This window comes from Saccharopolyspora gregorii, from assembly GCF_024734405.1.
Classification (GTDB): domain Bacteria; phylum Actinomycetota; class Actinomycetes; order Mycobacteriales; family Pseudonocardiaceae; genus Saccharopolyspora_C; species Saccharopolyspora_C gregorii.
Map to the genome: position 1 here is coordinate 4,900,529 of NZ_CP059556.1, position 13,717 is coordinate 4,914,245.

The window sequence follows — 13,717 nt, forward strand, 5'->3', positions numbered from 1 at the left end:
TAACGGGCAGGGGCGAGCCGGTCATGACGTGCTGCTCAGGCGGATTCCGGGGTGGGGGTCCCGCCTTCCGACGCGGCCTGCATCCGGATCTTGCGGGTCGCCGGGCCGAACAGCGCCAGCGCGAGCGCACCCACGACCCAGGTTCCGGCGATGAAGTAGAAGACGGTCCGGTACCCGTAGCCGCTGTACAGACCGGCGATGATCAGCGGACCGATGGCGTTGGACAGGCGGCCGACGCCGTAGGAGATCGACGTGCCCAGCGAGCGACCTCGGGTGTCGTAGAGCTCCGGCGAGTAGGCGTAGGCCAGCGAGGTGTAGCCGCGCTCGAACAGGTTGACCGTGAAGCCGAACACGACGACCAGCGCGGGGACGAAGGTCAACCCGTACAGCAGCCCGGATCCCGCGATGACCAGGCCGAACACGACCAGGCACCACTTGCGCTCGAACCGGTCGGTGACCTGCGCCGCCAAGAACGAGCCCAGCGGAGCTCCGACGGTGGTCAGCGCGACGAAGAAGATGGAGTCCTCCACGCTGACGCCCTCGGCGGCCAGCAGCGTGGGCGCCCAGGACGAGAAGCCGAAGAAGCCGATGGTCTGGGTGATCCACAGCACCGACAGCAGGATGGTCGGCACGAGGAACTTCTTGTCCTTGAGCACGCCCAGCCCGGGCTTCGTCGCGGTCGTGGCGACCGGTGCCCCGGCGACCGGCAGTTCGCCGTGCTCGGCCGCGGCCCTGCCTTCCAGGTCCCGCAGGACCGCCTCCGCTTCGTCGTGGCGGCCCCGGGATTCCAGCCACTGCGGGGATTCGACGAGCTTGCGCAGGAACAGCAGGAAGAACACGCCCATGGCGCCCCACAGGTAGACCAGGCGCCAGGTCTGCTCCCCCATCGGCACCACGAACGCGGCGATGAGGTTCGTGACCGGGGTGCCGCAGATGCCGATCATGATCACGTAGGCCTGGAACTTGCCGCGCTTGGCCCGCGGGTAGAACTCGTTGATGTAGACGACCGCGACCACGGTCATCGCCGACAGCCCGGCGCTGGTCAGGACGCGGAACAACCCCATCGACGGCATGTCCCAGGCGAAGACCGTCGCCAGCGACCACACGGAGAACCACGTCGTGGTCAGCGTCAGGGTCCGCTTCCGGCCGAGCCGGTCGGCCATCGCACCGGCCACGACCGAGCCGATGAACATGCCCACGAACGACAGCGACGTCACGTAGGCGATGTGGCTGACGTCGGATCCCCACAGCTCGCGCACCTTGGGCGCGGTGATCGCGAACGTGTTGATGTCGGCGAACTCGAAGAAGTAGGCGAACGCCAGCGCGACCATCGTGGTCTTGTGGAACCTGGAGATCGGCAACCGGTCGAGCCGGTTGGCCGAGTTGGTGGCCCGGTCGGCCGAATTGGCGGAGTGCTGCATTGCGTTCTCCTCGCGGCGGGCGTCGTTGCCCGGCCGTCGCTCTGGTGCGGCTCAGGCCGATTCGTCGGGCCAGTACAGGCGCATCGGGTTGTCCACGAGCAGCGCCTGCCGCTGCTCGGCGGTGACCGCGATCCGGGGGACGTGGTCCACGAGCAGCCCGTCGTCGGGCATGTGGCCGGTCAGGTTCGGATGCGGCCAGTCGGTGCCCCACAGGACGCGGTCGGGGAACGCCTCGACGACCCGGCGCGCGAAGGGGACGACGTCGGCGTAGGCGTGCCGCTCGCCGTCGAGGGCGGGCGGGCCCGTCCGCGACAGGCGTTCGGGGCAGGAGACCTTGACCCACGCGCCGCTGCGGGCGACGAAGTCGAGGAATCCGGCGAACTCCGGCCCTGCGGGGTCCTTCGAGACGTCGGGGCGCCCCAGGTGGTCGACCACGATCGGCACGGGCAGGGACAGGAAGAACTCCTCGTGGGCGGGCAGGTCCTCGGCCTCGAAGTAGAGGACGACGTGCCAGCCCAGCGGGGCGATCTTCTCGGCGATGGTCCGCAACGTCCGCGTCGGCGCCGCGTCGACCAGCCGCTTGACGAAGTTGAACCGCACGCCGCGCACCCCCGCGGAATGCAGGCGCTCCAGTTCGCCGGGCGTCACGTCGGCGTCCACAGAGGCCACTCCGCGGGCTCGGCCGTCCGCTGCCCGCAACGCGTCGACCAGGGCGCTGTTGTCCTTGCCGTGACAGGTCGCCTGCACGATGACGTTGCGGGACAGGCCCAAGTGGTCGCGGAGCGCGAACAACTGCTCCTTGCCACCGTCCACGGGGGTGTACTTGCGCTCGGGGGCGAACGGGAACCGCGCGGCGGGGCCGAAGACGTGGCAGTGGGCGTCCACGGATCCGGCGGGCGGGACGAACGCGGGACGGCTGGGGTCCGGGTGCCAAGGCGGCCATCCGGGGGTGACGTGGGGTGTGGTGCTCATCGGGTCTCCTCCTGCCGCCCGGCGGACGGCATGCGTCGTTGCACTTGAGGCGATCAGCCGTCAGTCGAGGTAGGTCAGCCCCAGGTCCTCTAGCTTCGGGCGCATGCCGTAGAGGTCCAAGCCGAGCACGCCGTCCTGGAACCGCGCGCGCTTGCCCGCCTCCCCGGCCTCGCGCTTCGCGGCGGCCTCCGCCACGTCGGCGGCTCTGGCCGCGGGCACCACGACGACGCCGTCGGTGTCGGCGACGATGACATCGCCCGGCTCGACCAGCGCGTTGGCCACCGCGACGGGCACGTTGACCGAGCCCAGCGTGGCCTTCACGGTGCCTTTCGCGTTGATGGCGCGGGAGAACACCGGGAAGTCCATCGCGCGCAGCTCGTCGACGTCGCGGCAGCCGCCGTCGATGACCAGTCCCCTCGCACCGCGAGCGCGCAACGAGGTGGCGAGCAGTTCGCCGAAGAAGCCGTCCTCGGACTCCGTCGTGCACCCGGCCACGACCACGTCGCCGTCCTGGACCTGCTCGGCGGCGACGTGCAGCATCCAGTTGTCCCCCGGCTGCAGCAGCACCGTGACGGCCGTGCCGCAGACCTTCGCGCCCTGGTAGACGGGCCGGATGTAGGGCCGCATCAAGCCGACCCTGCCCAAGGCCTCGTGCACGGTGGCCACGCCGAACTGCGACAGGGCTTCGACGGCGGCCCGATCGGCACGCCTGATGTGCTGGTGGACGACTCCGAGTTCGCGCACGGTGCGGACTCCTCTCCGACGGGGTGGTGGTTCAGCGGCCCTGGGCGGTCAACCGCGCGTCCAGGCGCGGGTAGACGCGTCGCGCGTTGTGCTGTTCGACCGCGTCCAGGGATTCGGTGGTGAGCCTGGCGTTCTCGACGTAGCGGCGGGTGTCGTCGAAGTGGTGCCCGGTGCGGGGGTCGATGCCGCGCACCGCGCCGACCATCTCCGAGGCGAACAGCACGGACGAGTGCGGGATCACGTCGAGCAGCAGGTCGATGCCGGGCTGGTGGTAGACGCAGGTGTCGAAGAAGACGTTGCCCAGCAACGCTTCCTCCGGCTCCGGCTTGCCCAGCGCCTGCGCCAGGCCGCGGAAACGGCCCCAGTGGTAGGGAACCCCGCCGCCCCCGTGCGGAATCACCAACCGCAGCCCGGGGAAATCGGCGAACAGGTCGCCCTGCAGCAGCTGCATGAACGCGGTCGTGTCGGCGTTGAGGTAGTGCGCGCCCGTGGTGTGGAACGCCGGGTTGCAGCTGGTGGAGACGTGCACCATGGCCGGGACGTCGAGCTCGACGAGCTTCTCCCACACCGGGTACCAGTGCCGGTCGGTCAACGGCGGCGAAGTCCAGTGCCCGCCGGAGGGATCGGGGTTGACGTTCACCACGACCGCGCCCAGTTCCCGCACCGCCCGTTCCAGCTCGGGAACGGCGGTGGCCGGATCCGCCCCCGGCGACTGCGGGAGCATCGCCCCGAACGCGAACCGCTCCGGGTAGAGCTCCGCGACCCGGTGGCAGAGGTCGTTGCAGATCCGCGCCCAGGCGGAGGAGATCTCGAAGTCGCCGATGTGGTGGGCCATGAACGACGCTCGCGGCGAGAACACGGTGACGTCGATGCCGCGCTCGTCCATCTGGCGCAGCTGGTGGGCCTCCACCGACTCGCGGATCTCGTCGTCGCCGATGACCGGGCCGGCCGGATCGGGCCGCCGCGACGGGTCGGTCAGCCCGGCGACCTGCTCGTCGCGCCAGCGGCCGAGCGGATCCGGGGCGGTGGTGTAGTGGCCGTGGACGTCGATGATCACGCGGAGCGCTCCTTCGCGACGGGGTTCCAGACAGACGACGGGACGAGCACGTCGCCGGACATCAGCAGGCGCGCGGTGCGCAGCAGCGCCGAGCGCACGACCCGCTGCGGGTCGGCGGGGTCGAGCACGAGGGTGACGCTGAACTCGCCGGAGGGGTGCTCCACCGAGACGACCGGTTCGGTCCCGGACACGCCGCTCGCGACGTCGTGGGCGACGCTGCCCTCCAGCACGCAGGCCGTCGCAGCCGTGACCGCCGCCAGCACGCCGATGGACCGGTGCGCGACCCGCGGGATGAGGCTCCGGGTGGACAGGCTGCCGCCGTGCCGCGGCGACGCCACCAGGGTCATCTTCGGGTAGTTCTTCGCCGCGACGTCGCCGAGCCCCATGGCGCGCCCGCAGATCAGGCGCAAGGCCTCCACCTTCGCCTTGAGCGCGTCGTCGCCGTCGATCTCGGCGGGGTCCTCGTAGCCGGTGGCGCCGAGCCGCCCGGCCTCGACGATCACCAGCGGCTGCCCGTTGTCGATCAGCGTCACGTCCACCGGCCCGACGTCGGGGACCTCGACGGTGTCGCGCACGTTTCCCGTCGGCAGCAGGGAACCCGCCACCGAACCCGCGGTGTCGAGGAAGCCGATCTCGATCGGCGCGGCGCCCCCGCGCACTCCGTCGATGCGCGCGTCACCCGCGTACTCGACGTGCCTCGTCCCGTCCGGACCGGCGGGCGTGCGGATCGCGATCTCGGCGACCATGCCGGTGTTGCGGGTCAGCACGCGAGCGGTGGTGCGATCACCGGCCGGGACCACCATGCCGGTCTCGACGGCGAACGGCAGCACGGCGGCGAGCATGTTCCCGCAGTTCGCCGTCACGTCCACGGCGTCCCCGTCCGGCTGGACCTGCCCGAACGTCCACTCCACGTCGACACCGGGCCGCGTGCCCGGCCGCACCATCCCGACCTTGCTCGTCAGCGGGTGCGCTCCCCCGACCCCGTCGATCTGCCGCTCGTCGGGAGACCCGAGCGCGGCGAGCAGCACGGCATCGCGGGTCGAGACGTCCGCGGGCAGCGCTCGCTCGTCGAAGAACGGCCCCCGCGAGGTGCCACCTCGCATGAACAGGCACGGGACCGCGGTCTGCGAACCACGGCGGCGCGACCGCGCGGCGACACCGTCGACGTCGACGGGCATGGCACCCCTCCAAGTCCTCCCGGCGCGGCGTCCCTCGCCGGCCTGCTCGGTAACCTAAACGACGAACACGATTGTTAACAATCCTTGCGACAAAATTTTTCGCGGATCGGCCACGCCAAAGCGCGGCCCCGCCGAATCGCACGTCATCGCAACCCCCGCCACCTTTGTTGACTGATCGGTCCAGATCGGGCAAAGTTATGGACGTTACAGTCCATAATCGAGGGAGGTGGGCGGCGTGGCCGTCCTGACGGACAAGGTCGCCGTGGTCACCGGCGGCAGCAGCGGCATCGGGCTCGCGATCGCACGGGCGTACCGCGACGAAGGCGCCCGGGTGTTCATCACCGGCCGCCGCGAGGAAGCGCTCGACGCGGCGCTCGCCGAGCTCGGCGAGAAGGTGACCGCCGTGGTCTGCGACTCCGCCGTGCCCGCCGATCTCGACGCGCTCTACGAGACCGTCCGCGAGCAGGCCGGACACGTGGACGTCGTGGTCGCCAACGCCGGCATCGGCATCGAGGCCGCGTTCGGCGAGGTCACCGAGGAGCAGGTAGACGCCCTGTTCGCCACCAACGTCAAGGGAACGATCTTCACCGTCCAGAAGGCGTTGCCGCTGCTGCGCCCAGGGGCGTCCATCATCTTGACCGGCTCGTCCGCCGCGACGCGCCCGCAACAGGGCCTCGAGGTCTACGGCGCGACGAAGGCCGCGGTGCGCAACCTGGCCCGCGGCTGGGCTCACAGCTCGCGCCAGCACGGCTTCCGGGTCAACGTGCTCGCGCCGGGCATGGTCCCCACACCGGGCCTGCTCGATCTCGTCGACGCGGACATCCGGGAACAGGCCAAGGAGATCATTCCGCTGGGCCGGCACGGCGAACCGGAGGAGATCGCCGCGGCAGCCGTCTTCCTGGCCTCGGACGCGTCGAGCTACGTCAACGGCTCCGAGCTCGCCGTCGACGGCGGAGTAGCGCAGGTTTGATGCCCGGCCGGGCTGGCGCGGGAGGGCTTCGCTCTCCCGCGCCAGCCCACGCCTTCGTTCGAACCACGAGCACCACGAAGAGTCGCGCACTCGCAGCCACCAGGCTCGCGCCCTGGCCGTTCACCGGTGGTCGGATCACAATCCCGGCGGATGGCAAAGAGGCCACGCGACCAGTGGCGATCTCGAGTCGCAGCGCGGGTTCTTCCAGGAGCGGGGCCGACGTTCGCCGGAGCACCCCGTCCCCTACGAGGGCAGCAACCGCCCCAGCGCGGATTCGGCCACGGAGGCGAGCACGTCGACGCCCATACCGGTCCGACCGAGCGCGACCACGCCGAGCTGGGCGGCGAGGACCGCGTAGGCGACCGGTTCGGCGTCCGCGCCGGGATCCACGTCGCCTTCGCGCTGGGCACGCTCGATCGCCTCCACCAGGACCTCGGCGGTCGCGTCGTAGCTGCGCCGGGCTTCGGCCGCGACATCCGGCATGCTCATCGCCAGTTCGGCCGTGCTGTTGGCCAACAGGCATCCGCGCTGAGCGGAGGCCCCGGTGGAGTCGCAGCTCGGACCTCGCACGAACTCGCGCACGAAGTCGACGCCGCGCGACGTGGACGCCAACCGCTCCTGGAGCATCCGAGCGTTGGCGTCGTTGTATTCGCGCAAGACCCGCAGGAACAAGGCGCGCTTGTCACCGAAGGCTCCGTACAAGCTGCCCTTGCCCAGTCCGCTGACGCGCATGAGGTCGTCGAGCGACGTCGCCGCGTAGCCCTTGTCCCAGAACTCCTGGCGAATCGCCTCGACGACGCGATCCTCGTCGAACTCCCGGGGTCGTGGCACACCGCGATGGTACGCGTTCTTGACCGACCAGGCCAGAAACCCCCGGTCAGCCGGACGAGACTGGAGCGACACCGAGCCGGGTAGCCCTTGAAGATGTCGCACCCCAAAACAATCCACATCGGACAGACCACGGCCGACCCCCTCCATCGTCCGCGCCTACCGGACCGCGGGCCGGTCGACCTTCTGGACCGGGAACGGTCGCTTCGAGCGAATTCCAGGTCAGTTCAGGGCTTTTTCGAGTCGGCCGCCCAGCTCGGTGATCGTGTCCACGTCGCCGGGCACGGGTGCCCAGGGCAGCGTGAGCCCGTCCTTGGACTTGTCGGTGTACCGGGGGATCACGTGCAGGTGGAAGTGGAACACCGACTGCCACGCGTCGGCCCCGCAGCAGTTGAGCAGGTTCACCCCGTCGGCACCGAATTCCCGGGCCGCCGCCTTCGCGACGCGCTGGGCGGTCAGCGTGACGGCGGCCAGGTCATCGGCCGGGATCTCGAACAGATCCTTGCTGTGCCGCTTCGGAACGACGAGCAGGTGGCCGTCGGAGGCCGGGTTGATGTCCATGAACGCGAACGTCGTCGCGTCCTCCGCCACCTTCACGCTCGGAACGTCACCGGCCACGATCCCGCAGAACAAGCACTGATCACCCATGCGGCCGAGGTTAGCCGGTGAGCGTCCGAGGCCGGATCACAGCAGCAGCTGGCTGAGCGGGTACACGAAGTACCGCAGCGAGTACGCCTCCCACACCGCGCCGACGATCAGCAGCACCAGCGCGGGCAACGCCAGCAGGCCGATCCGCTGCACGCCTCGGACATAGCCCTGGCGCCGGTTCCGCGCGCCGACGGCGTGCGGGAACAGCCAGTGCCTGCCCAACAGGTACGCGCCGAGCAGGAAGAGGATGTAGGCCTGGAGCTCGATGACGACGGTCAGCGAGTGTGGGATGAGCGCCACCCACCCCTGGGGAGAGACCGGAACGATCGTGATGCCGGTCTCGACCGCCCAATAGCCGAAGAACGCGAGTCCGGCGAAGGGCACGACGAGCGACGGCACCACGATGGTCAGCAGGCTGAGCCGGAACAGGTTGACCCCGAGGATCGTGAGCGCGAACAACGGCGGCGTGCTCACCAGCCAGCGCACCAGATCACCGGTGCCGTCCTCCTCCAGCGACGCGGACCGCGCCGCCTGGAGCTCCGGGAAGGCGAGTCCGATCGCGAACCCGATGACGAACAGGCCGTAAGCGGCCACGTTGATGAGGAGATAAGCGCGCCTGTTCTCGCGAACGAGCCGGAAGGGTCGCCGCCAGAACGAGATGTGCGCGGATTGCTCGACGCGAGTCGGCTCGAATGTCATGCCCCCATCGCATCCCACCGGCCACCGCGCGTGCAGTGGCGCGAGGTCACCGGCGGGCATGACACCACGTCATCTACCCCGGTCAGGCGGTAGGAGCGCAGACCGCGCTTCGGCGCCCACCGCGCCCTCGAACGCCGCTCGAGGCGGACTCGGTGCACCGACCTGGCCATCCCCGCGCGGTGGGCGAGGCCGGGGAGGGCGAACCAGCTACCCGTTGCTGTTACCTGACCGAGAGATGCCTGGTCACCGGCGAGCACCAGGCCCGCGACCGAGGACCCCCAGGAAGCTCTCGCGCCGCGCTGCGTTGTCCGTCGTTCCTGGCCAAGGGGCTCGCCAGGTCAGGGGGGTGGCAACGTCCCGCCGAACGTTGCACTGCACGGGCGCCACCAGGCTCAATCGCCCCGGGGGGCGTCCCGCAGCCGCCACCCGGTCAGCGTGGGGGAACACGATAGGGGGAAGATCTGAGCAATGCAGTGGCTCGATCGTCGTATCGTGCGCGCCTCGATGCGACGACGAGCGGCGCGGCGAGCTCAAGATCGAGAACAGGTTGGAAGATGACGCAGCCGGACCACACGACGGACGGCGGCTCACGCGCTGGGCAGCTGCGCGTGCTGGTCGTGGAGGACGATCACGCGGTGGCCCAGGTGATCTCCGATTACCTGAATCGGGCGGGTTACAGCCCGGTGGTCGTCCCGGACGGCGCGGTCGGCCTGGAACTGGCCCACCAGATGGCGCCCGACCTGGTGATCCTCGACGTGATGCTGCCCGGCTTGAACGGCATCCAGGTCTTGCAACAGCTGCGCACCCGCAGTCAGGTGCCGGTGATCATGCTGACCTCGCTGGGCGCCGAGGACGACCGGCTGCGGGGGCTGGAAGCCGGCGCGGACGACTACCTGACCAAGCCGTTCAGCCCGCGCGAACTGGTGATGCGGGTGCAGGCGGTGCTGCGCCGGACCGCCACCATGCCGGTCGCCGCGGCCAACAAGGTGGTGCGGGTGGGCGACCTGGAGGTGGACCAGGCCGCGCGCATGGTCAGCAAGGCCGGGCGGAAGCTGACGATGACGAACAAGGAGTTCGAGCTCCTGGTCTTCCTGCTCGACAACCCCGGCCGGGTGTTCCGCCGGGACGAGCTGCTGCGCGCGGTGTGGTCCTACGACTTCGGCGATGCCTCCACCGTCACGGTCCACGTGCGCAGGTTGCGGGCGAAGATCGAAGACGACCCCGCGCGGCCCACGGCTCTGGTGACCGTCTGGGGCGTCGGGTACCGGTTCGACCCGCCCGGCGAATCCGGGGCACCGCGGTGAACCCGGTGCTGATCACGCTGATCGCGATCTTCGAATCGGTCGGGGTCGGTTTGATCGGCGCGGCGGTGCTGCGCATGCTCAGGCGGTACTCGGTCGAACTGTCCTTGGTCGCCGTCGTCGTGATCACCGTGTGCGCGCTGAACGCGAGCATGCTCACCATCGTGCTGGTGGGGCGGTCGGATCAGCTGTCGGCATCAACGAATCTGGCGGCGAACTTCGTGGCCGGGATGGTGTCCATCGGGATCGGAGTGGCGCTCGGCCGCTCGGTCGTGCGGGGCAGTCGGCAGCTGACCGAAGCCGCGCGCGCGTTCGGTCAGGACCAGCGGTTCCAGCTGGCCGACGACCCGCCGACCGCGGAACTCGCCGAGCTGGCCCGGGAATTGCGCGTGACCAGTGCCAAACTCGCGGAGTCCCGGAACCGGGAGCAGGCGGTGGAGGCGTCCCGGCGGCAGTTGGTCGCGTGGATCTCGCACGACCTGCGCAGCCCGCTGGCCCGCTTGCGGGCGATGACCGAGTCCCTCGAAGACGGCGTCGCCGACGACGTACCGGGCTACCACCGCAAGATCCGGGCCGACGCCGACCGGCTGACCGGCATGGTCGACGACCTCTTCGAGCTGTCCCAGCTCCAGGCCGGCACCTTGCGCCTGACGCTGCGGGAGGTGGCGCTCGACGACTTGGTCAGCGATGTGGTGTCCGGTCTCGACGTGCTCGCCGACCGGCGCTCGATCCGGCTGCGACCGAACCGCGTTGAGCCGGTGACCGCCGCCGTGGACGACCGGATGATGACCCGGGTGTTGAACAACCTGCTGGTGAACGCGATACAGTACGCGCCGGCGAATACGACGGTGTCCCTCGACGTGCGGGCGGAGCACGGTTGGGCGCTGGTCTGGATCTCCGACCAGTGCGGCGGAATCCCGCCGGAGAGCCTCAACTCGGTGTTCGACGTGGGCTGGCGGGGCGAGCGGCGCTCACCCGGCACCGAGAAGGGCGGCGGACTCGGGCTGTCCATCGCGCAAGGGGTCGTGCGGGCCCACGGCGGCGACGTGTCGGTGCGGAATGTGCCGGGCGGATGCCGGTTCGAGGTCCGGTTGCCACTGCGCGCCGGCTGAGCACGCTCGACGAGGCGGTACCGCGGATTCCGCGGGAGGCGATACCGCGCGGCGGATCGCTCGGTCTCCGCACAAGTCCTCGAATGCTCCGCTCGACGGTGAACGATTTCTCGAATTGCCGCAAAGAAGCAGTCGAGGCGACTGGAACTCGAACCGATCAGCGCACATCATCGCGAATCGCGAATGCGGCACCGGAGAAATCGCACCGCTATGTTCGCCGATCGCGAATCCACCGCGACCACGATCCGGCCCGCCTCGGCCGAGCGCCACCGCGACGCGGTCCAACCTGGACATCTGTACACGTCCGGTAGCGGCGACGAACAATGCCGCTTCGGCACACTTCGCTGCCACGGCCCCGAATCCGACCGGTCGCGGAGCATCACCACCGGCGACGGCTGCATCGATCCACAACGGTTCGATCACGAGCTGGAGCACCCGCGAGGCCGGGCACGCACTAGGCGAATACTCCGACAACGCACCGCATTGCCCGTTCAGTGGCGGCCCGTTCAAGAAAGCGTCAACCCTGCGCCATTGACCGCCTCGAACAGTGGTAAATTTCATCTCAAATGGCCTAATGGCGCGTCGTGGAGGTGGCCAGTGCCTCTTTTCTCGGTCAACGATCAGTCCGGAAATTCTCTGCGCGGACGCGATTCCTCCGAGCCTGCCCGGTGGCTCGGGGCCGACGACGCTCCGACCATCCCGCTGCCCAAGATTCGCTCCCGGCGCAGTGATCGGAAGCGGTTGCTGGCGGTCTGCCTCATCGGAGCCGCTCTGATCGCGACGCCGTTCGCGCTGGTCGGACTCTTCGTGCCGAAGATGGTGAACGCGGATCTCTCCAGCGCGCCGGTCGGACCGCTCTCCGAAGGCACCATGGCCGGCGGATTCCGGCCCGACTACGCGAGGGAGCCGGCGGCGCGGGCGGTCCTGGACGGCAAGTGGCGGCTGACCCACGTGGCGAGGAGCAAGCACGGCACCGTGGTGCGGAACCACCAGCGCGTGCCCGCGCAGGACACCATGGCCGGATGGACCGACCTCGGCGGGAGTGCCGCTGGAAATCCGGTGATCGTGGCCGACTTGCACGAACGGATGGCGGCGTTCGTGGTCAGCGCCGACGGCTCGTTGTCGTACAACCCGCAGATCGAGGCGGACTCCGAATCTCCCGGCAGGTGGCAGAGCCTCGGCGGCGCGCAGCTGACCGGCACGCCCGCGGCGGCCCAGGACGCCGCTGGCAGGCTGCACGTGTTCGCCCGTTCCACCGCGGGAGGGCTCTGGGAGGTCCACGAGAACCGGGCAGGCGAGGGCGTCTGGAGTGGACTGCGCGAACTGCCCGGACCTCCGATCGCGGACGATCCGGTGGTGCACGTCGATTCGGAGCACGCGTTGAAGCTCTTCGCGCTGGGCAGCGACGGAGTGCTGCGGACGCACGCGCAGAACGTCATCGGCGGGGACGATTGGAACCCGGCGCAGGAAGTACCTGGCATCGCGGCCACCTCACCGGCGGTGGCCATCGACCACGAGGGCAGGTTGCAGTTGTTCGCCGGGGGCCCGAACGGTGAGCTCATGCAGAGCAGCGAGCTCACCCCCACGACCAATACCTGGACCGGTTGGCGGACCTGGCGCGAGTGGCGCAGCGGACCCGGCACCTTCGCCGGTCGGCCCGTGGTCGCCATGAACGCCAAGGGCGGGCTGGTGGTGTTCGCCCGCGACGCGAGCGGAGGGGTCCACGAGAGCTGGCAGGCCGCGGGGGAACGCACCAGGTGGTTCACCTGGCAACCCCATGCGGGCGATCTCGTCGAGCTGACCGCCGCGGTGACGGACTCCGCCGGGAAGATGGTCGTGTACGGGATCGGCGGGGACGGGCGCCTGACGCGCGCGCGCCAAGACGGCCCCTCGACCGGGCCGTGGCACGAGTGGGACGCGGACCTCGGCGGCGAGCTCAACGTCACCACCAACAGCTGAGCTTCGGCACGCACCGCGCCCACGACGTTCCGGGCGTCCCGGAAGTCGCCGAGGTCCACGCCGACTGCTCCGGCAGCGCGATCTCCTCGGCACGAGTGGAGCTTCCGCTGTCCCGCCCAGGCGATCCGAGTGCCGTCGCGGTCCGGGTGGAGTGCCGTTCCTTCCCGTGCACCCCAGAACCCATGACTTCGTCACCCGCATCAGCCGGGGCGCATCGGCTGCTCCTGTTCATCCGAGCTGCGTCCGGCCCCGGTCGCGAACGCGTCCTTAAGCGCTCCGGCCTCGATCCGCATCGACGCCGGAGCGCCGGGGTTCAGCAGCACGTCGAGGCCGGACTCCGGCAGCTCATCGGCCAGTTCGTCGACGGTCACCTCCAGCCACCGGGCTTCCGGCACCCGGCGCTGGTGCGCCGGGGAGGTGGCCACCAGCACCGAGAGCACGTCGTCGGGGGACTTGGTCACCACCGTCCTGCCCTCCTCATCGACCGCTAAAGCCAGCACCACCTGCGACAACCGCTCCAGCACTTCGGCGCCGTCGATCCGGTCCTCGACCGCCAGTTGGAGGGCGGCGTCGGCCGGATCGGTCGGCAGGCCCGGCCGGGAGGGTCGATAGCTCGGATTGGCCCGGAACAGGGCCGTCTCGCCGCCTCCGTCGACTAACCAGCCGCCGACCACGGCCGTGGTCGGCGGATCGTCCTCCTCCGCCCAAGCGGGGTCGAGCAGGAAATGCCACCGATCGCCTTCCCCGAACTCCGCCCGCTCGGCGGCGTCGGCCAGCGCGTCGTCCCAGATCTGCTCGTCGGTCCTGGCCTGTTCGCCCACCCGGTCT

The 13,717-nt window shown here is 70.0% G+C and carries 13 protein-coding genes; 4 read left to right on the top strand and 9 right to left on the bottom strand.

The window, feature by feature from the left end; genetic code table 11:
• Positions 1–35: 35 nt before the first annotated feature.
• The 5 genes from H1226_RS21345 to H1226_RS21365 are packed head-to-tail and all read right to left on the bottom strand — an operon-like array spanning position 36 to position 5,372.
• The gene (locus H1226_RS21345; RefSeq protein WP_258342234.1) at positions 36–1,421 is read right to left on the bottom strand and encodes an MFS transporter; all 1,386 of its coding nucleotides are present in this window, start codon (positions 1,419–1,421) and stop codon (positions 36–38) included.
• A gap of 51 nt (positions 1,422–1,472) precedes the next feature.
• Positions 1,473–2,393 (bottom strand): amidohydrolase family protein, encoded by a 921-nt coding sequence (locus tag H1226_RS21350; RefSeq protein ID WP_258342235.1) that lies wholly within the window; start codon positions 2,391–2,393, stop codon positions 1,473–1,475.
• A gap of 60 nt (positions 2,394–2,453) precedes the next feature.
• On the bottom strand, positions 2,454–3,137 hold the full coding sequence (gene ligK, locus H1226_RS21355) for a 4-carboxy-4-hydroxy-2-oxoadipate aldolase/oxaloacetate decarboxylase (RefSeq protein ID WP_258342236.1): 684 nt from the start codon (positions 3,135–3,137) through the stop codon (positions 2,454–2,456).
• 31 nt (positions 3,138–3,168) lie between these two features.
• Entirely contained in the window at positions 3,169–4,194 is a 1,026-nt protein-coding gene (locus tag H1226_RS21360; protein ID WP_258342237.1) for an amidohydrolase family protein, read from the bottom strand.
• Entirely contained in the window at positions 4,191–5,372 is a 1,182-nt protein-coding gene (locus H1226_RS21365; RefSeq protein WP_258342238.1) for a 4-oxalomesaconate tautomerase, read from the bottom strand. Before H1226_RS21365 ends, H1226_RS21360 begins: the two co-directional genes overlap by 4 nt.
• A gap of 235 nt (positions 5,373–5,607) precedes the next feature.
• Between H1226_RS21365 and H1226_RS21370 the strand changes: the two genes are divergently transcribed.
• The gene (locus tag H1226_RS21370) at positions 5,608–6,342 is read left to right on the top strand and encodes an SDR family NAD(P)-dependent oxidoreductase (protein WP_258342239.1); all 735 of its coding nucleotides are present in this window, start codon (positions 5,608–5,610) and stop codon (positions 6,340–6,342) included.
• Positions 6,343–6,585: 243 nt separating this feature from the next.
• Here H1226_RS21370 and H1226_RS21375 read toward each other — a convergent pair whose 3' ends face one another.
• The 3 genes from H1226_RS21375 to H1226_RS21385 form a co-directional block, all read right to left on the bottom strand.
• Entirely contained in the window at positions 6,586–7,173 is a 588-nt protein-coding gene (locus tag H1226_RS21375) for a TetR/AcrR family transcriptional regulator (protein ID WP_258342240.1), read from the bottom strand.
• A gap of 219 nt (positions 7,174–7,392) precedes the next feature.
• Entirely contained in the window at positions 7,393–7,818 is a 426-nt protein-coding gene (locus tag H1226_RS21380; RefSeq protein ID WP_258342241.1) for an HIT family protein, read from the bottom strand.
• Positions 7,819–7,854: 36 nt separating this feature from the next.
• Positions 7,855–8,517 (bottom strand): stage II sporulation protein M, encoded by a 663-nt coding sequence (locus tag H1226_RS21385; RefSeq protein ID WP_258342242.1) that lies wholly within the window; start codon positions 8,515–8,517, stop codon positions 7,855–7,857.
• 554 nt (positions 8,518–9,071) lie between these two features.
• Between H1226_RS21385 and H1226_RS21390 the strand changes: the two genes are divergently transcribed.
• The 3 genes from H1226_RS21390 (at position 9,072) to H1226_RS21400 (ending at position 12,889) form a co-directional block, all read left to right on the top strand.
• On the top strand, positions 9,072–9,821 hold the full coding sequence (locus tag H1226_RS21390) for a response regulator transcription factor (RefSeq protein ID WP_258342243.1): 750 nt from the start codon (positions 9,072–9,074) through the stop codon (positions 9,819–9,821).
• Between the two features lie 5 nt (positions 9,822–9,826).
• The gene (locus H1226_RS21395) at positions 9,827–10,930 is read left to right on the top strand and encodes a sensor histidine kinase (RefSeq protein WP_258342245.1); all 1,104 of its coding nucleotides are present in this window, start codon (positions 9,827–9,829) and stop codon (positions 10,928–10,930) included.
• 741 nt (positions 10,931–11,671) lie between these two features.
• A complete protein-coding gene (locus H1226_RS21400; RefSeq protein ID WP_258342246.1) occupies positions 11,672–12,889 on the top strand; it encodes a hypothetical protein in 1,218 nt (405 codons plus the stop codon).
• Positions 12,890–13,089: 200 nt separating this feature from the next.
• Here H1226_RS21400 and H1226_RS21405 read toward each other — a convergent pair whose 3' ends face one another.
• Positions 13,090–13,710, bottom strand: coding sequence for a type VII secretion system-associated protein (locus H1226_RS21405; RefSeq protein ID WP_258342247.1), 621 nt, complete (start codon positions 13,708–13,710; stop codon positions 13,090–13,092).
• Between the last annotated feature and the right edge of the window lie 7 nt (positions 13,711–13,717).

Excerpts from the sequence above, each read along its gene's own strand:
- H1226_RS21380 (WP_258342241.1), bottom strand. The coding sequence starts at position 7,818 with ATGGGTGATCAGTGCTTGTTCTGCGGGATCGTGGCCGGTGACGTTCCG.
- H1226_RS21350 (WP_258342235.1), bottom strand. The coding sequence starts at position 2,393 with ATGAGCACCACACCCCACGTCACCCCCGGATGGCCGCCTTGGCACCCG.
- H1226_RS21385 (WP_258342242.1), bottom strand. The coding sequence starts at position 8,517 with ATGACATTCGAGCCGACTCGCGTCGAGCAATCCGCGCACATCTCGTTC.
- H1226_RS21390 (WP_258342243.1), top strand. The coding sequence starts at position 9,072 with ATGACGCAGCCGGACCACACGACGGACGGCGGCTCACGCGCTGGGCAG.
- H1226_RS21365 (WP_258342238.1), bottom strand. The coding sequence starts at position 5,372 with ATGCCCGTCGACGTCGACGGTGTCGCCGCGCGGTCGCGCCGCCGTGGT.
- H1226_RS21345 (WP_258342234.1), bottom strand. The coding sequence starts at position 1,421 with ATGCAGCACTCCGCCAATTCGGCCGACCGGGCCACCAACTCGGCCAAC.